General features: G+C 61.6%; 14 protein-coding genes. 5 read left to right on the top strand and 9 right to left on the bottom strand.

The window, feature by feature from the left end; all coding sequences use genetic code 11:
- Window positions 1-41: 41 nt before the first annotated feature.
- The 4 genes from ACILSQ_RS05220 to ACILSQ_RS05205 form a co-directional block, all read right to left on the bottom strand.
- Window positions 42-2,762, bottom strand: coding sequence for a DUF6797 domain-containing protein (locus tag ACILSQ_RS05220; RefSeq protein WP_395742528.1), 2,721 nt, complete (start codon window positions 2,760-2,762; stop codon window positions 42-44).
- 254 nt (window positions 2,763-3,016) lie between these two features.
- Window positions 3,017-3,667, bottom strand: coding sequence for a transposase (locus ACILSQ_RS05215; RefSeq protein ID WP_395742527.1), 651 nt, complete (start codon window positions 3,665-3,667; stop codon window positions 3,017-3,019).
- 102 nt (window positions 3,668-3,769) lie between these two features.
- A complete protein-coding gene (locus ACILSQ_RS05210; RefSeq protein ID WP_395742526.1) occupies window positions 3,770-5,005 on the bottom strand; it encodes a serine hydrolase domain-containing protein in 1,236 nt (411 codons plus the stop codon).
- Window positions 5,006-5,064: 59 nt separating this feature from the next.
- Window positions 5,065-5,658 (bottom strand): acyloxyacyl hydrolase, encoded by a 594-nt coding sequence (locus tag ACILSQ_RS05205; protein WP_395742525.1) that lies wholly within the window; start codon window positions 5,656-5,658, stop codon window positions 5,065-5,067.
- Window positions 5,659-5,740: 82 nt separating this feature from the next.
- On the opposite strand from ACILSQ_RS05205, the gene ACILSQ_RS05200 reads away from it, so the two are divergent.
- From ACILSQ_RS05200 to ACILSQ_RS05190, 3 genes are all read left to right on the top strand, one after another.
- Window positions 5,741-6,817, top strand: coding sequence for a sugar kinase (locus tag ACILSQ_RS05200; RefSeq protein WP_395742524.1), 1,077 nt, complete (start codon window positions 5,741-5,743; stop codon window positions 6,815-6,817).
- A 218-nt stretch (window positions 6,818-7,035) separates the two neighbouring features.
- Window positions 7,036-8,964, top strand: a complete 1,929-nt coding sequence (locus ACILSQ_RS05195; RefSeq protein WP_395742523.1) for a hypothetical protein — start codon at window positions 7,036-7,038, stop codon at window positions 8,962-8,964.
- A 352-nt stretch (window positions 8,965-9,316) separates the two neighbouring features.
- Window positions 9,317-13,039, top strand: coding sequence for a PVC-type heme-binding CxxCH protein (locus ACILSQ_RS05190; protein ID WP_395742522.1), 3,723 nt, complete (start codon window positions 9,317-9,319; stop codon window positions 13,037-13,039).
- A 131-nt stretch (window positions 13,040-13,170) separates the two neighbouring features.
- Here ACILSQ_RS05190 and ACILSQ_RS05185 read toward each other — a convergent pair whose 3' ends face one another.
- The 3 genes from ACILSQ_RS05185 to ACILSQ_RS05175 form a co-directional block, all read right to left on the bottom strand.
- Complete coding sequence (locus tag ACILSQ_RS05185; protein ID WP_395742521.1) at window positions 13,171-14,220, bottom strand: hypothetical protein; 1,050 nt, start codon at window positions 14,218-14,220, stop codon at window positions 13,171-13,173.
- A 502-nt stretch (window positions 14,221-14,722) separates the two neighbouring features.
- Window positions 14,723-15,199, bottom strand: a complete 477-nt coding sequence (locus tag ACILSQ_RS05180; protein WP_395742520.1) for a glycine cleavage system protein H — start codon at window positions 15,197-15,199, stop codon at window positions 14,723-14,725.
- A 231-nt stretch (window positions 15,200-15,430) separates the two neighbouring features.
- Window positions 15,431-17,188 (bottom strand): ATP-binding cassette domain-containing protein, encoded by a 1,758-nt coding sequence (locus tag ACILSQ_RS05175; protein WP_395742519.1) that lies wholly within the window; start codon window positions 17,186-17,188, stop codon window positions 15,431-15,433.
- A gap of 315 nt (window positions 17,189-17,503) precedes the next feature.
- On the opposite strand from ACILSQ_RS05175, the gene ACILSQ_RS05170 reads away from it, so the two are divergent.
- Window positions 17,504-19,153 carry a UxaA family hydrolase gene (locus ACILSQ_RS05170; protein ID WP_395742518.1) on the top strand — a complete coding sequence of 550 codons (1,650 nt, stop codon included), beginning with the start codon at window positions 17,504-17,506 and terminating at the stop codon, window positions 19,151-19,153.
- Window positions 19,154-19,170: 17 nt separating this feature from the next.
- On the opposite strand, the gene ACILSQ_RS05165 is transcribed toward ACILSQ_RS05170, so the two are convergent.
- The gene (locus ACILSQ_RS05165; protein ID WP_395742517.1) at window positions 19,171-19,644 is read right to left on the bottom strand and encodes a hypothetical protein; all 474 of its coding nucleotides are present in this window, start codon (window positions 19,642-19,644) and stop codon (window positions 19,171-19,173) included.
- Window positions 19,645-19,777: 133 nt separating this feature from the next.
- Entirely contained in the window at window positions 19,778-20,149 is a 372-nt protein-coding gene (locus ACILSQ_RS05160; RefSeq protein ID WP_395742516.1) for a VOC family protein, read from the bottom strand.
- A 108-nt stretch (window positions 20,150-20,257) separates the two neighbouring features.
- Here ACILSQ_RS05160 and ACILSQ_RS05155 point away from each other — a divergent pair, with 108 nt between their 5' ends.
- Entirely contained in the window at window positions 20,258-21,484 is a 1,227-nt protein-coding gene (locus ACILSQ_RS05155; RefSeq protein ID WP_395742515.1) for a polysaccharide lyase 6 family protein, read from the top strand.
- Window positions 21,485-21,538: the final 54 nt, after the last annotated feature.

Below are 21,538 nucleotides of genomic sequence, written 5' to 3'. Positions count from 1 at the left end.
CGCCTCGGGGTAGGGGCCAAGCGGGACGCTTGCCCTACGGGCTACTTCAAACTCTTGATATACAGAATCAGACTCTCAATCTGCCCGTCATTGAGGATGCCATTGTAGATCGGCATCCCCGTGTCAAACTTCTCAAAGCCCTTCACCACTTTCGCACTCGGACTCAGGATGGACTCCCGCAGATACGCCTCATCCGCCTTGAACTTGCCCTTCTGCCCTTTGGCGATCTCCCGCTCGCTGCCATACAGCCCCTTCCAGCTCGGCCCCACCTTGCCCACCAGCGTGCCATCCGTGCTGTGGCAGGCCATGCAGCCAAACATCTGATACAGCCGCTCGCCTTCCTCCGCAGTCGCTTTCACCATCGCCACCGCCGCCGCTTTGCGCGGCGTCAGGTCCACCTTCAGGTTCTCATCAAAGCCCTCCTTCTTTGCGTCAAAAGTCATGAGCTCCCACGGTGAAAAATACGCCGTGTTCTCCGCCTTCAGGCCGTCCGCGCTCTTCAGTCCCCAGCCGATGCGCATTTGGTGCACGCCCGCCTTCATGTCCGGAAAGCCCACCAGCACGCTCATGCCATCCTTGCTCAGGTACGCGCTGCTCGCCGTCATCCATTCCTGGCCGCTGCTGCCGTCGGGTTTCAGATGCGGAGAGCCGTACTCAAAGGTGCGCTTGTAGTTCCAGCGTTCGCCATTGTAGCTGTCCGGATCAGTCGCCAGCTTCGGGTCCAGCGTCGCGTTGAACTTCAGCAGCAGCCCCTTGTCCGTCGGCGTCACTTCTTTGATCAGCACCCGCGGCTTGTCCGTGTAGCGCACCCGCGCCAGCCCGCTGATCTTCTTCACCACCGTGCCCCACACCTGGAAGCCCGCCACATAGAGCTGGCCGTCCGCCGGATTCACCACCGCATTCAGCGTGGGGAAATCAAAGTTCCGGTTAAAGCTCACCACCGCCGCCTGCGGCTTTTCAAAGTGCGAATTCATCAGCACCCGGAACAGCTCCGGCCGGTTGTAGCCGATGTGGATCAGCTCATCATTCACCGGCCCCATCTTCGCTCCGATCAGCCACGTCTGCGTCACCCCGCTCGGATTCACCGGATGCGGCAGCCAAGTCAGCGGCTCCGTGATCGTCTCCGGATATTTCTCCTTCGGCGCGATCGTCGGCAGATGTCCGTAGAAGTGATGATCCGAAATGATGTGCAGCGGCGTGGACGGCACATAGTTGCCCTGCTGATCGCTCGCCGTCACCAGCCCCGTCTTCGGATTCACGCCAATGAACGGCTGCCGCAGCCCATACCCGATCACCTCCATCGACTTCCCATCCGCCGCGATCTTGATCACCGTCCCGTTGTGCTTCCCAAACGTCGTCCCCTCCTGCCCGCCCTTCGAGATATACAGCTCCCCCTTTGGCCCCAGCTTCATCGAATTCGGAAACTCCCGCGTCTCCGCCGTCTGCGCAAAGAGATTGCAGAACATCTCATACCGGTCGCACTCCTTGTCACCATTCGTGTCCACCAGCTTCCAGATCCCATTGCGGTCAAAGACAAGAATGTCGCTGCCGCGCACCACGATGCTCATCGGCTCATGCAGCCCGCTCGCAAACCTCTTCCAGGTGACTTTGTCGAGATCGCCCTTCAGGCCGGAGATCAGCCACACATCCCCGTCGAAAGTCACACCTGCCGCATCACCCTTGTCATTGAAGAAGGAAATGTCCGCCAGTCGCACATTCCTCTTCCACGGATTGTCGAGCGGCAGGGGGATTTCGTCGTTGACGTAGGCATCGGGCTTGGTGGAGAGGGTGCCGGCGGTGGTGAGGATGGCAGCCCACTGCGGTACTTCTTCATCTGTAGTGGTTGCACCGTGCAAACTTCCCGCTGGCATGTCCACTGAGCAGACAATGGTCACGGGTTCTGACGAAGGAGCAAGCCTGATCCAGGCACAGTTTTGTGTCACCATCACAGTCAGCTTCTTCTGGTTGATTGTCGCACCCTTGTCATCCTTCGTTATGGAAACAGCATGCTGCTTCTCTTGGGTTGTTCCCAAAATCCAAATCAAAGAATCCTTGTGCGGAGCAACTTCCACTTTGCGGACGATGGCCCAGTCTCCTTCAGGATGACTGAATCTGACAGGGAGCATCCGAACCTCTTCTTGAATGTCAGTGGTCGCGATCTTCATTTTGAGAGGACACGCCTGACGGATCTTTTTATCCGCTGCTGCAGCACCAGGTCGGTCAACAGATTCAAATCGAGCATAAGACACCGGCCCTCTCCCCACCTCCTCCGGACTCGGCGTCGCCGCACGCGGATCAGTAAAGCTCGGCTTCTCCCCCACCTGCCACCCCGGATAAATCCCATTCGCCAGCCACACCTTGCCCACCGGCTTCGGCAGAAAATCCTGCCCGTCCTTCGTCTTCTGCCCCGCCACATGGTACGATCCCGGCGCCAGCGCATCCGGCGTCACCGGCGGCTTGCCCTCCTCACCTTCCCAGATGCACGCGATGCGCAGCAGATCCGTGTCAAAACACGCCCACAGATTGTGCCCCAGGTTCAGGATGATTCCCCGCGGCGTCAGGTTGTCCTTCGGAAATCCCTCGCCCACCTCCCGCGCATCCAGCACGCTGCTGAAAAACGGAAAATCCTTCTCCACAAAATCCCCCCACGGCGACGGCGCGGCCGGAGCCTCCGCCACCTTCGGTTTGGCAGGCTTGGACTTGTCAGCAGCAAACGAACAGGTGGCAAAAGCCAGGAGCGCGAGAAACGAGCAAAACTTCATGGGAGACACAGAACAGGCGTGGCGGGCCGAATCTGTCAATCATGGAGTGGTCCGCACTCTCCGAGTGCGGTTTTCGAATCCGGGCACCCACGTCCCGCTGAAGTTCGCGGCCCCTATAAACCGAGTTCGCGCAATGGCCAGAGCCATGCCCAGCGCGGCGTGGTCCGCACATTCCATGTGCGGTCTGGAAGTCCGGACACCGCACTCGGAGAGTGCGGCCCACGCCGCGCTGTGACTCTCGCCGTCCTGTAGCATCATTGCTCTCTCCGCCAAAGCGTAAACTCACCCTCCGCCAGCCCAGCCTTGCCCGGATTCTCCCCGATGTACCGCCGAAATTTCATAAACGCCGCCTCATTTCGCACGAGATGATCAAAACTCTCGTCTTGCCAGAATCTCCCGCGCTGCCTCAGCGCCGCGTTGATTTGCCTGGCCGTCCATCTCTTCCACGACTCCACCTGCGCCAGCATCGCCTCACGCGCCATCCCGCCCACGAGCAGATGCACATGGTTCGGCATCACCACAAAATCCCCCAGCATGTAACGCTGTCCGTCGAAGCAGCGCAAAGCATCCATCAGGATCTGCCGCAGGTTGGGCTGGCGAAGGACACATGCCCCGTGACAGGCGTCCGCTTCAGACTCAAGTCGAGTGGTGAACTGGCGAAAATCAAGACGCTCCGTCTCGTCCAGTTCCTCCACCTGCAGCCGCCAGTCCTTCCGCTGGGGATCAATTCCATGCTCCACCAGCCATCCGTCCCGCTCTGCCCGCCACCGCTCCCATACTGCCTTCGGAATAGAATCCGCCATGCGCCACGTGATGAAATAGGTCGCCCCCGCCTGATCCCAATGCGGCAGATGGCCGCGAGTGACCGTTACACCTGCAAGAGGATCGAAAAACTGAAACGACATGAAAGGCCCGGCGCGGAGTGGTCCGCACTCTCCGAGTGCGGTCTGGTCTCCGCAAGCAGAAGCAAACACCGCCCCGGAAAGAGCGGTCCACGTCGCGCTAGGTTACTCCACCCTCACCGCCGCGCACACCGCCGCCAGCACCCGGCTCAGCGAGGCCACACCACCCGGCTCATCAAACCCATTCCCCAGCTTCGGCTGCCACGTGTCCCGATCATGATTCTGCTCCGGCTGCGGGATCAGCGTCAGCTTCGGATCATACTGCCCGTCCTTGCCACCCAGCTTGTAAATCACCAGATCCAGCGACGGCACCACATACAGGCAGAAGCCGCCCGCGCCCGATTTCCAAAAAGCATCCTTCGGCACACCCGCCACGTGCCCGTCCTCATTATGCTCAAACTGCAGCGAGAAAGGCGTGTGCGGATTGTACGGGCTCCACGTCTGGCATTTCTTGATGTACTCAGCCGGCACCAGCTGCGCATCCTTCCACTTTCCGCCGTGCGCCAGGCAGTAGCCCATGCGCATCACATCCGTGGCATGCAGCGCCGTGCTGCCCGCGCCGTTCGCATGTGGCATCACGTAATCGCCGCGGTGCAGGCAGTAGTCCCACGCACCCCAGCCCTGCGGCTTCGCCAGCCGCGCATCGATGTAGTCCTTCAGCTCCATTCCCGTCACATGCCGCAGCACGATGCTCGCGATGTGCGGGGAAGGGGAGGAGTACGAATACCCTGCACCCGGATCAATCCACAGCGGCACGTTCAGCGAGGACTTGTCCAGATCCCGGATGTTCTGCCCCGGCACCGGCTTCAGCGGCCGCGTTTTCGGGTCGCCCTTTACATACCCGCTCGGCGTCTGCCCCTCGCCCCAGTAGCCCGCCGTCATGCACAGCAGCTGCCCCAGCTTGATCTCCGCCTTGCGCGGATCATTCAGCGGAAACGCCTCCGGCAGGTACTTCTCCGTAAACACCTTCGTGTCCAGCCCCTCGGGGATCTTGTCCTTGAACTCATTCAGCATGATCCCGCACGCGATGCTGCAAAACGCCTTCCCGGTGGAGGCCATGTCCGGATTGCAGTTCCGGCTCGCGCGGCCGAAGTACCGCTCAAACACCAGATACCCCTGGTGCACCACCAGCAGCCCGCCGTGCGCCGTGGCCCGTTCAGAGAGAACATACGCCGGCTCGATCTTGCTCAAATCCATCCCGCCCAGCTCACGGCACGCCTTCTCCGTCTTCGCCTCACGCCAGCCTCCCTCGCTGTCCGGCGGCGGAAAATAAACATCAGCAGCATGCACAGACAGGGAGGCGGAGGCAAAAACAGCGGCGGTCAGAATTCGAAAGCTCATGGCAGGTTTGCCACCATGAAGGCTTCGCCCCACACTGCCAGCCGCAATTTTCTCAAACCTCAAAAACTCCGGCTCACGCCAATCAAAATCCCCAGCGCATTCACCCCCGGATTCGGGTTCGTCTGCCCGCCGTTCGACATATGCTGAAACATCGCGCTCGCACGCACCGACCAGTTCCGGTTCACCGCATAGCCCACGCCCACCTGGCTGAACCAGTTGAAGGTGAAATCCTGCCCCTCACCGCCCGGCACTCCCTGCGCATCCAGCCAGCCCACACCGCCGCCCGCTCCGCCGAACACACTCCACGCCAGGTTCGGACTCCACCATTCGATGGAAGGAGAGGCCGAAAATCCCAGGTAGCGGTTCTCAGACCCCGTCTCGATGTAGTTCGCCATCGCGGAGAGCTTGTTCCGCACGCTCAGCGCCGACCCGTTTCTAAAATGCAGCCCAAACATCTCCGGCGCGCGCCAGGAGACGATGAAAGGAATGATGCGATAGTTGAAGGTGGTGTCTCCGCCCACCTTCCACAGCATGCCCGTTTCGAAATCAAACGCGTTCCGGTCCCACGGCTTGAGTTCGGCGGGAGCACTTTGGGAAAAGCCGGTCGTGGCGGCCAGCAGCACGCAGGCCATGCAGGTGAGGAGTCGGGTCATCCCTTCACATAGCCTCCGCCACCGCATTTTCCAGTCAGGAGTTATTTGCCACTGCCCCGCCGCGCTTCATATCTAGCGCCCCATGCCAGCCCACCCCGCCTACGATCTCCTCTCCCTCGGTGAAGTCCTCCTCCGTCTCGATCCCGGCGAGGGGCGCGTCCGCACCTCCCGCCAGTTTACCGCCTGGGAGGGCGGCGGCGAGTACAATGTCGCCCGCGGCGCCCGCCGCTGCTTCGGCCTCCGCTCCGGCATCCTCACCGCCTTTGCCGACAATGAAATCGGCCGCCTCATTGAGGATCTCATCCTCCAGGGCGGCGTGGACACCTCCCTCGTCAAATGGGTGCCCTATGACGGCATGGGCAAGCGCGTGCGCAATCCCATCAACTTCACCGAGCGCGGCTTTGGCGTGCGCGGCGCCAAAGGCAGTGTGGACCGCGGCCACAGCGCCGCCTCCCAGATCAAGCCCGGAGACTTCGACTTTGATCATCTCTTCGGCACCCTCGGCTGCCGCTGGCTCCACACCGGCGGCATCTTCGCCGGCCTCTCCGAGTCCACTGCCGAGGTCACCATCCAGGCCTGCGAAGCCGCCAAAAAACACGGCGTCACCGTCAGCTACGATCTCAACTACCGCCCCTCCTTGTGGCAGGAGCGCGGCGGCTTCGCCGGCTCCCAGGCCCTCAACCGCCAGCTCGCCCCCTACGTCAATGTCATGATCGGCGTCCTCAGCGATGTCCCGCCCGTCTCCTCCTCCACACCGACCGATCCAAACGACATCTTCGCCGCCGAAGACGCCAAGCTGCGTCCCATGATGGAAAACCTCGCCGCGCAGTATCCAAATCTCCACACCATCGCCGCCACGCTGCGCCGCGTCCACACCGCCAATGTCAATGACTGGGGCGCCCTCTGCTGGCACAAAGGCTCCTTCCACCGCAGCCGCAACTACTCCCGCTTCGACATCCTCGACCGCATCGGCGCGGGCGACAGCTTCGTCGCCGGCCTCATCCACGGCCTCCTCGTGGAAAACGACGCGCAGAAAGCCGTGGACTACGGCGCCGCCCACGGCGCCCTCGCCATGACCACCCCCGGAGACACCAGCATGGCCACCTTCCCCGAAGTCCAGAAACTCGCCGAAGGCGGCGATGCCAAGGTCATGCGCTGAGACTGCTCCGCTTCGCTGAGAATGACGAAACCAGAATGGCGAATGACGAATGAACTCCCAATGCCCCACATACGAATCAGGTCGTCTTAAGGGCGGGTCAGGCTCTGTGACATTCGAGCTTCGACATTGATTCGTCATTCCTCATTCTGGTTTCGTCATTTTTGCCTCTTGTTTCTTCACTCCATCGTTCCCAGTTTACTCATCTCGTTTTCCCCTGAATGGCCACCCCCTTCTTCACGCCTCCCCACGTTTACGAGCAGCCCTTTCCGGCCTTCGATATCGACGCCATCGAGACCCCCGCCTACGTGGTCGATGTCGCACTGCTGCGCCGGAACATGGAAAAGCTCGCCCACGTGCAGAGTGAATCCGGCGCCCGCGTCCTCCTCGCGCTGAAGGGCTTCTCCATGTTCAGCGTCTTCCCCATCATGCGGGAGTACCTCAGCGGCTGCTGCGCCAGCGGTTTGAATGAGGCCCTGCTTGCCCAGGAGTTCGGCAGGGAGGTTCACGTCTATTCTCCCGCCTTCAAGGAGCACGAGATGCAGCAGATCATCCCCATCTCGCATCATCTCAGCTTCAATTCCCTGGCTCAATTCAGGAAGTTCAAGCCCATGCTCGATGCCGCAAAGGCCGCCACCGGCCACGCGCCCAGCCCCGGCATCCGCGTCAATCCCGAGCACTCCGAAGTCGAGGTCTCCCTCTACGATCCCTGCTCCCCCGGCTGCCGCCTCGGCATCCGCTCAGAGCTTCTGGAAGGCGAAGACCTCACCGGCATCGAAGGCCTCCACTTCCACGCCCTCTGCGAGCAGGACAGCGATGTCCTCGAGCGCACCGTCGCCGCCGTCGAGCGCCGCTTTCCCAAACTGCTCAGGCAGGTCCAGTGGGTCAATATGGGCGGCGGCCACCACATCACCCGCAAGGACTACGATGTCGCCCGCCTCATTCGTGTCCTCCGCACCTTCCGCGAAAAATGGGGCAAGGACGTTTACATCGAGCCCGGCGAAGCCGCCGGCCTGAACACCGGCTACCTCATCGCCGAAGTTCAGGACATCATCTCCGGCGAGCACAAATCCACCGTTGTCTCTTCACCCTCTCACACTAACATTCCCCATGGCCAAGATCGCTCCCGTCCTCAACTCTTTCGCCCGGCAGCAGATGCGCATCATTCAGCAGCAGGACTCCATGACTTCCTCAGAGATGCCGAAAGAAAGCTTGATCACCCAGATGCGGCGCTGCGGATCCACTCCGAGACCGAATCCCTTCTTGCCTGGGCGCGCGAAAACCACCGCCTGATCACCGCTGCGCATCTCGCCCACATCACCGCCGGGCTCGCCGAACTCGAAGGCGCCTCCGAGCACGATGTCTGTCTCGATCATGCCGCGGGCCGTGTCCTGAAGTGGACCAAGCCGCCAAACTTCGGCGCCCGCGGCAGCGCCCTCGGCTACCTCGAAAACATCCTCGCCTGCAATGCCTTCTTCGCGCTCGACTGGCGCTTTGAGGCCATCGTGCAGGCAGACGACGGCGTGCGCATCCTCAGCAGCCAGCCCTTCATCATCGGCGAAAACGCCACCGTGCAGGAGATCGACTCCTGGTTCACCACCCTCGGCTTTGGCAAAGAGCGCGAAAACACCTACGTCCGCCCGGACGGCCTCAAAGTCGCAGACGCCCGCCCGGACAATCTCATCCGCCGCCCGGACGGCGCCCTCGTTCCCGTCGATGTCCACATCCTCGGCGTCGCCTTCGAGGATTTTCCGGATGAAGACGTCGAGCCCGAGCCCCTCGGCTGCGAAAGCATCACCCCCACCATCATCCTGGACATCTCCGCCACCGCCCACATGCCGGACACCCTGGAGATGCCCTACCGCCCCTACATCTTCGGCGCCGGCCTGCCCGGAGAGCATCCGTATGAGTACAAAATGGGCGGCACCTCCTGCCTCGCCGGAGATGTCCTCAGCGGCTTCTCCTTCCCCGAGCCCCTCCGCATCGGCCAGCGCCTCGTCTTCGCAGACATGGCACATTATACCATGGTGAAAACCACCACCTTCAACGGCGTCCCCCATCCCGACATCGCCATCTACGACCCCTCCACCAAAGAGTACCGAGTCGTCCGCAAATTCGGCTACCCCGACTTCCGCAACAAGCTCTCGTAACGCAGCACGCGCCCCCGGAGCGCGGGCCTCCGAGCCCGCAGCACTCCGCCCACACATGGCGCGCCGCACGTCCCATCGCAATCGCATGTGATTCAGCCCGTATTGTAGTACCGGGTTCGCTTCGCGGCTTCGCAGCAGCCGGTCCGGCCACATCACCCACAGCCTGCAAAAACAGGCGCCGCCATGCGCACGCCCAGGACGCACGAAGCCACGAACCGAGAACCGAGAACCGAGAACCGAGAACCGGGAAACCAAACCCCACATCACAAAAGCACCATTTCTCGCCTCAATCGTGTCTGCATCACAACTCGCCATGCCGTAATGATTCGCTCATCCTCGTCGTACTCACACCATGCGCATCCTCTCCTTCCTTCCCATGTTGTTCTTAGTGGGTTCCGCAGCCCGCCTCTCCGCCGTCGAACCCGTCAAGGCGAAGATCAACCTCCTTGACGTCATCAAGTCCGGCAACGTCGAGTACCACGTCAACCCCAAGGCCGACTTCCACGACGACCCCAAGGACATCTGGACCTTTGACAAAGACGGCACCTTCCACATCAGCGGCCGCGGCTACGGCTACGTCGCCACCAAGGACAACTACCGCGACTACCATCTCGTCCTCGAGTTTAAGTGGGGCACCAAGACCTGGGGCAAGCGCGAAAAAGCCGCCAAGGACAACGGCCTCCTCCTCCACGCCTACGGCCCCCACGGCGCCTACGGCGACACCTGGATGGCCAGCATCGAGGCCCAGATCATCGAAGGCGGCGTCGGCGATATCCTCGTCCTCTCCCCGAAGCTCGCAGACGGCACCGAGCTCACCACCTCCCTCTCCTCCGAGTACACCCTCGACCGCGACAAGGAAAAAATCTGGAAGAAGGGCGAGCCACGCCAGACCGTCACCAAAGGCCGCATCAATTGGAAACACCGCGATGTGGACTGGGCGGACAAAGTCGGCTTCCGCGGCCGCGAAGACGTCGAGTCTCCTTCCGGCGAGTGGAACCGCCTCGAAGTCATCGCCAAAGGCGACACCCTCCAGTACTTCGTCAATGGCGCCATGGTGAATGAAGCCTTCGACTGCAAACCCAGCGAAGGCAAAATCCTCCTTCAAACCGAGGGCGCCGAAATGCTCGTGCGCCGTTACGAATTGTATCCCCTCGGCGAGTTCAAAGAAAAATGGAGTGCCATCCAGGCCAGCGGCGGCAGCGACATCGGCGCCGTGCGCGACGGTCAGGACAAAGCCCTCTCCCCCGAAGAATCCCTCAAGCGCATCCAGCTCGATGGCGACTACGAAGCCCAGCTCGTCGCCGCCGAGCCCCTCGTGCTCGACCCCGTCGAGTGCACCTGGGATGCCCAGGGCCGCATGTATGTCGCGGACATGCGCGACTACCCCCTCGGCCCACCCGTCGCCGGAGATCCATGGCTCTCGCGCATTCAGCTCCTCACCGATGAAGACGGCGACGGCCGCATGGACAAGGCCGTCACCTTTGCCGACCACATGGACAATGTGCAGGGCCTGCTGCCCTACAACGGCGGCCTCATCGCCACCACACGCTCGCAGATCCTCTTTCTCAAAGACACCGATGGCGACGGCAAGGCCGACGAAATCAAATCCCTCATCAAAGGCTTCAATCCCAAGCACGCCCAGCTCCAGGTCAGTGCCCCCCGCTGGGGCCTCGATGGCTGCGTGCATTTCAACAACGGCCTCGACGCCCGCGAGATATACCCCGCCGACAAACCCACGGATGTAGTGAACATCCCCGGCAGCAATTTCAAATGGGACCCCCGCACCGATAAGATCACCCCCACCGGCGGCAAAGGCCAGTACGGTGGCTCTTTCGATGACTACGGCCACCACTTCTACTGCTCCAATCGAAACCCCCTCATGTTCACCGTCATGCCCTACGAGGCCATGCTGCGCAATCCGCACGCCGGCATCACCCAGAACTTCGAGGACATCGCCCCCTTCGGCCCGGATACCCGCGTCTTCCCGCTGCAGATCACCCACACCACCGCAGACGCCCACGCCGGCACAAACACCGCTTGTTCCGGCCTGGGCGTCTATCGTGGTCCCCTCATGCCAGAGCTGAAAAACAACGTCTTCGTTCCAGATCCCACCGGCCAGCTCGTCACCCGCTACAAGGTCGAGCCCAATGGCGCCTCCCTCAAAGCCACCCGCGTCGGTGACCGCACCGAATTCTTCCGCAGCAGCGATGAATGGAGCCGCCCTGTCAACTTCACCACCGGCCCGGATGGCGCCATCTACATCTGCGACATCTACCGCCGCTGGATCGACCACGCCCGCTTCTTCCCCGAGGAGTTCGTCAAAACCCACGACATGCGCCAGGGCGAAAACGAAGGCCGCATCTGGCGCGTGGTGCCGAAGGGCAAAAAAGCGCCAAAAGTGGAAGCTGCACCGAAAGAGATCGAGAAGCTCGTCGCCTTGCTCGGGAATGAAAATGCCTGGCAGCGCGAGACAGCGCAGCGGCTGCTGGTGGAGATGCTCGCTCCAAAGTTCGCCGGCTCCCAGATATCGAAATTCGTCTGCCCTCTTGACGTTCTGGAGCCTGCTGAAGCCGCCAAGTTTTGGGAGGCGGCGCACAAGCTCTCCGGGATTGGCATCCTGCATTTCTTCGCCACCTACGCCGGCATCGACGGTGGCGATCACCAGCTTGCCAACACGGCTCAGGCAAACATCAGGGATGCCTTGACTGAGAAGGGTTCAAAAGATGCCCCCTTGACCCGGCTCCGTGCCCGCATGCTTCTGATCGGCCGCTCGAAGCTGCCCCAGGAACAAAGTGAGAAATGGGTTCGTGAGGGCGATGCGGAGACTGCGATGACCGCTCTTCTCGCCGCAACAACATCCGATCCAGCATCTGCCGCGTCCTTGGGTAAAGCTCTCTTAACCCGTTTCCCGGATGATGCATGGGTCGCAAGAGCAGTCGCTTCCTCCGCCAGCAAGCAGATGGGCCGCATCCTCAGCTCCCTGGGAGATGACTACTTCAAGACCTTCTCCGAAACTCGCAGCACCACCATTCGCACCTTTGCCCTCGGCTCCCTCGCAGATGCCGAAGCCGCGGACGTGACCGCCCTGCTCACTCTCCTGCAAAAAGAGCCCGGCAAGCTCCTCTGGTGGAAGCCCGCCCTGCTGCAAGGCCTCGCCAAGCTGCCCAAGGGCCACGAAGACGCCGCCAAAGAAATCGCCATGCTGCAGTCAGAGATCGACGAAATCATCGCCAATCCCAAATCTCCCCTCGATCAGCGCCTCGCCGTCATGCCCCTGCTCGCCCAGCGCAAATGGGACGCCGTGCAGCCCGTCGTGAAAACTCTTCTCAGCACCAGCCAGCCTCCGGAGCTCGCCCTCGCAGCCTTGGCCCTGCTGAAAAAATACCCCGTCGCCACCACCGCGCCATTCATCTACGAGCTCCTCCCCGCCGCCGGTCCCGCCTTGAAGCGCGATCTCGTCCCCATCCTCACCTCCAATGCCACCACCGCCCTCGCCTTGTTCCGGCGCATGGAGAAAGGCGAATTCCCCACCGCCTGGGTCGATGTCGAGACCCGCTGGCGCTACCAGCGCGGCACCGGCGAAATGCCCGAGCTCGCCAAGAAACTCTTCGGCGAAGCCAGCAGCGACCGCGCCAAAGTCGTGCAGGACTACATGGTCTCCACGACGATGAAAGGGAACGCCAAAAGAGGTCAGCAGGTCTTCGCCACCATCTGCATCTCCTGCCACAAGCATGGCGCCCTCGGTGTCGATGTCGGCCCTCCCCTCTCAGACGTGAAGGTCAAGCCCCCCGAAGGCCTCCTCTCAGACATCCTCGATCCCAACCGCATGTTTGAGGCCCGCTGGAGCGCCTACACCGTCGAAACCAAGGACGGCCGCATCCTCTCCGGCCTCATCCAGAGTGAAACCGGAGATGCCATCGTCCTCGCCATGATGGGCGGCGCGAAAGAAACCATCCAGCGCAGCGCCATCAAGGAGATGAAATCCCTCGACCACACCCTCATGCCCGTCGGCCTCGAAGCCGCCATCAACAAGGAGCAGATGGCCGACCTGCTGGCGTTTTTGCTAGGAAAGTGATGCGGGCACTCCTGCCCGCAAAGACGCCTCCACCTCGCGCATCACCTCCCGAACAACCGCTCGTGAAGTGGTCCGCACATTCCATGTGCGGTCTGGCTTCCACGGTTGCAGGCAGCACCTGATGTCCCGGCTTACCTCCTCGCCTCCTCCGGCCAGTCCGCCACCTGCACATCAAACTCAAACACCTCCGGTCGTTCGATCGCAAACTCCAGATCCACGGTCTCATACGTCGCAGGCACCCAGTAGCGAAGGTCAAAGGTGGGCGTCGTCGCCGCCACCGTCGGACCATGAGCGTCGTTGAAAACACGAATGGGGTGGCAGCTAAATTGCCCAAATTCCTCGCGCACCTTTCGCGGGTCAAACACCTCGCTGCCACCACCTGCCAGATGTCCCGTCACCCGGGTCAGCACCGGCCAGTCATCCACTCTCGCTCCGGGAAGCTGCACATACGCAAAGTTCAGCCACATGCCATTCTCCACCTTCCTCTTCTCACTCCCCCGGTGATTCAGCATGAACCGTTGGGCGGCGATGGCCCGCGTCTGTACAAAGTGAGAATCCCCCATCGGAATCGATTCAAACACCGCCGTCCGGCCCGCAGGCATCTTGGCGCCCACCCCTCGGCTCAGGGCCAGCCTCACACGCCAGTGGGAATCCTGCATCACGGTCCTGCTACTGCCCATGGGTTGCCAGAAGGCATTCACCGTCCTACCATCCTGAGATGCGGAACCCTGGATCAGCTCGGAGTTTCCCCAGCAGTCCGAGATGCGTACCCCGATCACATGGCAGGGCAGCAGATCTCCGCACTGCGAAACATCAAACTCCAGCCGCATGTTGGAAACACCCTTCGAGTTTGGGGCGGGGTGTTCCCACACGACTTTGCGCAGTTGCACCCTACCTGCCGGTGTCGATGCGTTCACCGGGGCCGGCAGGCCCACAAAAGCCCGCACCGGCTGGTGGCAGGGATTTCGCACCTCCAGATGTCCCGATGACTTTCCGGAGGGATCCTCGATTCGAAACACCAGCATCGCATTGCGGTGGGGAATCGCATCCCAGTTGCAAAACAAAGGCCGCCATCGCGAGCTCAAAGATTGAGAAGAACCAAAGTCATCCTGCAGGATGACTCTTCCCTCGAAACGTCTGCCATCAGTTTCTCCCACCTGAACCTTGAGCAAAACAGGCACGTGAGAGTACTCAGGTGGGGGGAGGCTTCGCTGGCTGACCATCCGTTGCAAAATCTCAAGGATGTCAGGCGCTTCAAAGTGGTTCGCGGAGTACGCATAAAACGCCTCCTCAAATTCCGAATGCGGTAAAGCCTCCCCATGCACCAGGCCCAGATATCGCACGTGGGTCCCGTCCATCAAAACGGTCGAGGCCACGTCACGATTCACCCACCACACCCCTCCGCCCCCCACGCCCAGCAGGATCAGCGCCCAAACCCAGCGAGCACGCACAGCCCACCCTGGCCTCCTTTCCGTTTCTCCCTCTGCGCGCATGCCCCGATCCTTTCAGAAACCACCCGCCTTAGCAACAACAAACCTCTCAACCCACCGCGGCGCGATCCCCACTCTCCGAGTGCGGCTTCTGCTCCCCCCAACACCCACACCCCACAAAACAACACAAAACCCCAAAAACAGAGAACAGAGAACAGAGAACCGAGAACCATCACTCCACCGTCCCCCCACCTCACTCCTCCGCCGCACCCTCTTCCCCATGGCCTTCCTCCGCCATTTTCTGAATCGTCCCGCTCAGCAGCTCAATGTACCCATGCACATCCAGTGACTCCGCCTCCGGCTCCCCCCGCACCGCATACAGCCACCCCTGCTCATACGGATCACTCCGCACGATGCACGCATCCACCTTCAGCTCCGGGTTCCCGCCGGCAAACGCGCCCTCCATCACGCAATAGACATCAGACGCCGCCTTGAAGCCCTCCACCCAGCCGATGTTGTCCCCCGGCGTCACCTTCGCTCCATCTCCCGGCTTCCATTCGCAGTCCACCAGCTCGCCCAGCATCCGCGTCGCAAACTTCGTAAACCCCACGCGCCACAGGTTCGTCTCCCCCTCCACCGGTGCCATCCAGTAGTGCGAGCGCGAATAGCGAAACGTGTCAGGAAAACGGGCGGAAAACCGGGCGTGCTTGAAGCGGACAAAATTGAGCATGGGGAAGGGGAGAGAAAAGCCGGAGGTCAGGAAGTGGTCAAGAGATCAGGTGGAACGGCAGCACATGGAAAGAACTCGCTTCCTCATCGTGCAAGCGGAAGCAGCCGAGAATGCAGCCTCTTTGGGACGGATTGAAGCGCCAAAGGCGCGGCCTATCGCAGCCCAGGGCATCGCCCTGGGTCCACGGCACCGCCAGCCGCAGCCCTGAAGGGGCGGCCTAACTGCTCAGCCTCATCCCCTCCGCTTCAGCCCCACAAACGCCAGCACCACGCCCACCAGGAAATGCACCCCCAGCATGCTCATCGCCAGGTCCGGCGTCGCAAACCACGTCTTCACCAGTTTCTCGATCGGATTGAAATACGCCGTCTTCGCCAGTGAATCGATGATCCCGGACCACCCATAGTGCGCCGTGATGAACGGATGCACCACCTGTCCCATGATCTTCGGAAAGCCCAGCAGCGCCCCGCACAGCAGCACATTCGCAAACAGCAGCGTCAGCGACACGCTGTGCGCCCGATCCCTGTTCCCGGAGTTCGCGGAAATCCCCAGGCAGATCGCCGCAAACGCCGCGCCTGAAAGCGCAGGCAACACCAGCTTCGCCACCCCGTTTCCAGGCAGTCCTCCGGACACGATGTCCACAAACATTTCCATCCAGACGCTCTGTACCAGAATGATTGGCAGCATGAAAAGCAGGCACCCCAGCAGCCACGCCGCCGGGCTCACCCCGCCGATCCTCTCCCGCTCATACAGCGCACGCCGTCCCGCGATCTCACACGCCCCCAGCCGCACCGCCATGAACATCACCAGCAAAATCTGGATCAGCATGATCATCGAAACCGTGTGCGCCGCCGGCCACAGCACATCCGCATACGTGTTGCCGCCCTTCACATCCTTCAGATTTCGTAAATTCGGCAGCAGCAGCAGCGCCGCCACGGCCGGCGCACCCACCAGCAGCGCCGCATGCGTGATCCACTCTCCCGGCGTGCGCCGCAGCAGCGTCCACCGCCGCTTCACCAGATGCTGCGCCTGGCTGAAAATCCCCGGCAGCGGAATGATCGGCCTCGCCTCCGCGTCCACCGGCTTCTTCACCTCGTCCTCGTCGCCCTTCTGCTTCATGAGGATCGTCCGGTCCTCATCACCCGGGTCATCCTCCGCCGCGGAAAGCTTGTCCGCCACGCTCCCTCCCAGCTTGAAGGCCGCGTAGTACGCATCCCGGTGCTTCATCCAGGAGTCGCCCCACCGCTGTGCCGGGCGTTTCGCCAGCCGCGCATACACCTCGTCATACGTCGGCACCGTGAAGTAGTGCGGCACCGCCCGCGCCGGTCCGTGAAAGGCCACGTATCCCTCGTGCATCACCACCACCGTGTCATACGCACCCAGGTTGGAAAGCGAGTCCGTCGCATGGATCACGATGCGGTCCGGCCGGTCCGTGGACACCATCTTCAGCAGCGCCTCAAACTCCCGCTCGCTCCGTACATCCAGACCCACCGTAAAGTCGTCACACAGCACGATCACCGGGTCCGCCACCAGCGCCAGCCCCAGCTTCAGCCGCCGCCGCTGCGGCAGCGCCAGCGCAGACGTCCGCTCCGTCGCGATGTTCTCCAGCCCCACCGTCACCAGCACATGAGACACCCGGGAGAGCACCTCGTCCCGCGTCCGCCCCGCCCCCCGCAGCATCGCCGCGCTGATCAGGTTCTCCCGCACCGTCAGGTGGTCGATCAAATTGTCATCCCCCGCCGGCACCCAGCCCAGTTGGTTCGCATACAGCGGCTGCTTGATCACGTCCCGCTTCCCCAGCGTGATCGTTCCCGCCTCCGGCTCCGTCAGTCCCGCCAAAATGCGCAGCAGCGTCGTCTTCCCGCTGCCGGAGGGCCCGATCAGCGCCAGCACATGCCCGCCTGGTGCCATGAAACTGACCTGTTCCAGCACACGCAGCGGCTCCTTGCCTTTTCCGGGAACAACATGGGAGAGATTGCTGATTTCGAGCATAATCCCCGTTCTAACCCGTTCTGGCGGAAAGCGCAAAGGTAACTATTCGGGCCCGGGCCCACCCTTCTGGAAGGCGTTACGCAAACCGGCCTTCAGGCTGATCCTGTGCGCTTACACTTCCATGTGTATCGAGCCTCCCAGCGCGAAACCCCTCTCCCCGCCCCAGATGTCGCAGCTCTGAGCTTCCTTCGGGGAGAGGCGTTCCAAAGTCTCCTAACCGCGCCGACCGTATGATCCAAGGACCTGAAGAGTGACGCGCAAAGTTCAAAATTCCGCCTTCCCCTCCGCCAGCCTGCGCTTTATTCCTGCCCCATCATGGCCTCCATCCTCCAAGTCCACCCTGCCGACGACGCCATCGTCGCCCTCTCAGATCTCGCCGCCGGCACCGCCCTCTCCTTGCACGGCACCTCCTGGACCCTGCGCGAAAAAATCCCCGCCAAGCAGAAATTCGCCGCTCACGACTTCGCCATTGGCGACCTCGTCACCATGTACGGCGTCACCGTCGGCCGCGCCACCCAGCCCATCGCCACCGGCTCCCTCATCCACACGCATAACATCGTCCACGCCACCTCCGCCTTCAGCGGCAAACAGCGCGACTACACCTGGACACCTCCGGATGTCTCCAAATGGAAGACCCGTACCTTCAATGGCTTCAAACGCTCCGTCGGCCCCGCTGGCACCGCGAACTACTGGCTCGTCATCCCCCTCGTCTTCTGTGAAAACCGCAACCTCGCCTTCATGCGCGAGGCCCTCACCCGCAGCCTCGGCTACGGCAAAACCTCCCCCTACGAGCGCTTCGCCCAGCGCCTCGTCGAGCTCCACCGCTCCGGCGCCTCACGCGAGGAAATCCAGGCCACCGCCCTCGAAGCCGAAACCTCCGCCACCGCCGCCCGCGTTTTCAAAAACATCGACGGCGTCAAATTCCTCGAGCACGGCCTCGGCTGCGGCGGCACCCGCCAGGATGCCCAGGCCCTCTGCCGCCTCCTCGCCGGGTACATCCACAGCTCCAACGTCGCCGGCGCCACCATCCTCAGCCTCGGCTGCCAGCACGCCCAGGTCAGCCTCCTCGAAAGCGAGATGGCCGCACTCTATCCCAAATTGGAAAAACCCCTCCTCATCTACGAGCAGCAGAAGAGCAAATCCGAGCGCGACATGATGGCCTCCGCCATCCGCGACACCTTCCTCCACCTCGCCACCGCGAACGAACAAACCCGCGAGCCCTGCGCGCTGAGCAATCTCATCATGGCCGTCGAATGCGGCGGCAGCGACGGCTTCTCCGGCATCTCTGCAAATCCCGCCATCGGCCACACCGCCGATCTCCTCGCCGCTCTCGGCGGTGCACCCGTCCTCAGCGAGTTCCCCGAACTCTGCGGCGTCGAGCAAAGCCTCAGCGACCGCTGCGTCACCGCCGCGCTTGCGGACAAATTCGTCGGCCTCATGCGCGCCTACGAAGCCACCGCCCAGGCCTGCGGCTCCGGCTTCGATGCCAACCCCAGCCCCGGCAACATCCGCGACGGCCTCGTCACCGACGGCATCAAATCCGCCGGCGCAGCCAAAAAAGGCGGCACCAGCCCCATTGTCGATGTCCTCGACTACGCCGAGCCCATCCGCCAGCATGGCGGCCTCACCCTCTACTGCACCCCTGGCAACGACGTCGAAAGCACCACCGCCCTCGCCGGCGGCGGCTGTAACATGATGCTCTTCACCACCGGCCTCGGCACCCCCACCGGCAACCCCGTCTGCCCCACCCTCAAAATTTCCACCAACAGCGACCTCGCCAAACGCATGCCCGACCTCATCGACTTCGACACCGGTCCCATCATCACCGGCCAGAAAACCGTCGAACAAATGGGCGAAGAAATGCTCGAACTCGTCATCTCCACCGCCAGCGGCGAATACATCCCCAAAGCGGTCGCTCTAGGTCAAGACGACTTCCTTCCCTGGAAGCGCGGCGTGTCGCTGTAGAGGGCTGTCTGCACTATTTATTCGACCTTCTTTCGCGGCTTCCTCGGAGGGGTAGCGTCATCTCCAAAGTATAGCTTCTCAGTGACGTGATCGCCACTGTGTGAGGTGAGTTTAACATTGCGACGAGGCCTGAGAAGTTCGACTTCACCATCGCGCTTCATCCGATAACCTTCACGCTCAGTCCAATATACGTTTTCTGTTTCATAATCGAAAACGTCGATGAAAAACCCATCGACTTTACGAGCCATTAACCATGGGTGCCCACCAAACGAAAGCGAACCAGCCTCTGCCACGGCATCCTTCCAGTCTGGATTCCTGTATCGCCTCATGGACTGGAGATACATTTCTCCATATTTTTCGAAATTCAGCAACGTCCGTTCAGTGGAATAAAGCAAGGGAAGGTACCGCCTAACAAAATCATCCGAAGCCCGACTATCCAGCACAGCGGCAATTGTTCGCCGTCCCAATTGCTCAAAATAGTCATCGCGCATGTACTCCCAAGTGATTAGCCACACGGTCCTTTTTGGAGTTCGAAACGGAAACATAGTAACATACTCAAGCTGGAGTTTTGAATGACAACGAAATCTGGCGAGCGCTTACAAAAGCTTGGCTGTTATCGAATCGTCACCCCTCCGTCTCCGCATGCAGCGCGATGCAGTTCCCCTCCGAATCCAGCACCTCCGCGCGAAACCCATACTGTCCGATCGAGTGCACATCCGTCTGCACCGTCCCCCCATTCGCTCTCACCGCAGCCACCGCCTCCTTCAGCCGCCCGTTCACATCAAAGTAGATCATGATGCCATCCGCCGAAGGCTTGAAATCCTTCACCACCACCACGCAGCCCTGCTGCCCGCCATCCGCCGTCGGCAGCATCGCCGTCGGCACCCCGCCGAAATTTTCCTCCTTGAGTTCCCGCCCCAGCACGGCCGAGTAAAAACGCATCGCTCGGCCGAGATCGACCGCCGGAATATCAAACCAGACAAGATTAGGTTTCATGGCCACCAGCATGACTGACCACCTCGCGAAAGCAAACGCCAGACCTGTGACGCACCCGGAAATCATGCTTGCCGATAACACGGGCTCCGTCTCTTAATTGCGACCGCCATGCGCCCCGCCGTCTTCGCCCTCCTTCTCGCCATCCCGGTCTTCGCCAAAGACATCCCCGTCGCCGATGCCGCCGCCTTTGCAGAAGCCGCCAAAAGCATCGCTGCTGGCGACACCCTCATCCTCCAGGACGGCACCTGGGCGGATGCCCAGCTCAAACTCTCCGCCACCGGCACCGCCGCGAACCCCGTCACCATCAAAGCCCAAACCCCCGGCAAAGTCATCCTCACTGGCGCCTCCCGCCTCTCCGTCGGCGGCTCCCACATCATCGTGGACGGCCTCTGGTTTCAAAACCCCACCGGCGATCAGGTCATCGAGCTCCGCCGTGACTCCAAGCAGCTCGCCACCGACTCCCGCATCACGAATTGCGCCGTCACCAACGACACACCGCTGACCTCCGCCAAGTCCTCCCAGTTCGTTTCCATCTACGGCGCCCGCAATCGCGTGGACCACTGCTACATCGCCGGCAAGACCACCCTGGGCACCACCATGGTCGTCTGGCTCTCCAACGAATCCAAAGACCAGGGTCAACACCAGATCGACCACAATCACTTCGGCCCCCGCCCGCGCCTTGGTCAAAACGGCGGCGAAACCATCCGCCTCGGCGACAGCAAGACCTCCATGCAGACCGCCGCCTGCATCGTCGAGCACAACCTCTTTGAGAAATGCGATGGCGAAGCCGAGTGCATCTCCAACAAATCCTGCGGCAATGTTTACCGTCACAACACCTTCCAAGGCGTCTCCGGCACCCTCACCCTCCGCCACGGCAATGCCTGCACCGTCGAAAACAACACCTTCATCGGGGCCGGAGCCAAAGGCGCCGGCGGCGTCCGCATCATCGGCGAAGACCACGTTGTCACCGGCAACCGCTTCGAAAACCTCACTGGCGATGACGAGCGCAGCGCCATGTGCTTCATGCTCGGCATCCCCGATTCCCCCGCCAATGGCTACTTCCAGGTCAAACGCGCCAAAGTCACCGGCAACACCTTCATCAACTGCAAGCACAACATCCTCATCGGCATGAGCGGCGACAAAAAAGCCACCCTCCCGCCTCTCGAAACCGTCATCAGCGGCAACCACATCCAGGCCAATCTCGCCGAAGCCTTCGAAATCAAATGCGCCACCGAAGGCGTCACCATGAAGGACAATCACATCGACAAAACCGCTCCTGCCGCCACGCTGTCTCCGCCCACTGCACCCGTCGGCCCCTCTTGGAGGCAGCCGTAATCCAGCAAGGTGAAAACCTCTCATTCTGTTTCCGTGTGTTCAGTGTATTCCGTG

It is taken from the genome of Prosthecobacter sp., assembly GCF_044227185.1.
Classification (GTDB): Bacteria; Verrucomicrobiota; Verrucomicrobiia; order Verrucomicrobiales; family Verrucomicrobiaceae; genus Prosthecobacter.
This window is presented reverse-complemented; position numbering and strand designations above follow the sequence as displayed.

Bases quoted from the DNA above. Each gene is read 5' to 3' on its own strand.
- ACILSQ_RS05205 (WP_395742525.1), bottom strand. From the start codon at position 5,658: ATGACCCGACTCCTCACCTGCATGGCCTGCGTGCTGCTGGCCGCCACG.
- ACILSQ_RS05220 (WP_395742528.1), bottom strand. From the start codon at position 2,762: ATGAAGTTTTGCTCGTTTCTCGCGCTCCTGGCTTTTGCCACCTGTTCG.
- ACILSQ_RS05175 (WP_395742519.1), bottom strand. From the start codon at position 17,188: ATGCTCGAAATCAGCAATCTCTCCCATGTTGTTCCCGGAAAAGGCAAG.
- ACILSQ_RS05165 (WP_395742517.1), bottom strand. From the start codon at position 19,644: ATGCGCGATGACTATTTTGAGCAATTGGGACGGCGAACAATTGCCGCT.
- ACILSQ_RS05160 (WP_395742516.1), bottom strand. From the start codon at position 20,149: ATGAAACCTAATCTTGTCTGGTTTGATATTCCGGCGGTCGATCTCGGC.
- ACILSQ_RS05170 (WP_395742518.1), top strand. From the start codon at position 17,504: ATGGCCTCCATCCTCCAAGTCCACCCTGCCGACGACGCCATCGTCGCC.
- ACILSQ_RS05155 (WP_395742515.1), top strand. From the start codon at position 20,258: ATGCGCCCCGCCGTCTTCGCCCTCCTTCTCGCCATCCCGGTCTTCGCC.
- ACILSQ_RS05210 (WP_395742526.1), bottom strand. From the start codon at position 5,005: ATGAGCTTTCGAATTCTGACCGCCGCTGTTTTTGCCTCCGCCTCCCTG.
- ACILSQ_RS05180 (WP_395742520.1), bottom strand. From the start codon at position 15,199: ATGCTCAATTTTGTCCGCTTCAAGCACGCCCGGTTTTCCGCCCGTTTT.
- ACILSQ_RS05190 (WP_395742522.1), top strand. From the start codon at position 9,317: ATGCGCATCCTCTCCTTCCTTCCCATGTTGTTCTTAGTGGGTTCCGCA.
- ACILSQ_RS05200 (WP_395742524.1), top strand. From the start codon at position 5,741: ATGCCAGCCCACCCCGCCTACGATCTCCTCTCCCTCGGTGAAGTCCTC.
- ACILSQ_RS05215 (WP_395742527.1), bottom strand. From the start codon at position 3,667: ATGTCGTTTCAGTTTTTCGATCCTCTTGCAGGTGTAACGGTCACTCGC.
- ACILSQ_RS05195 (WP_395742523.1), top strand. From the start codon at position 7,036: ATGGCCACCCCCTTCTTCACGCCTCCCCACGTTTACGAGCAGCCCTTT.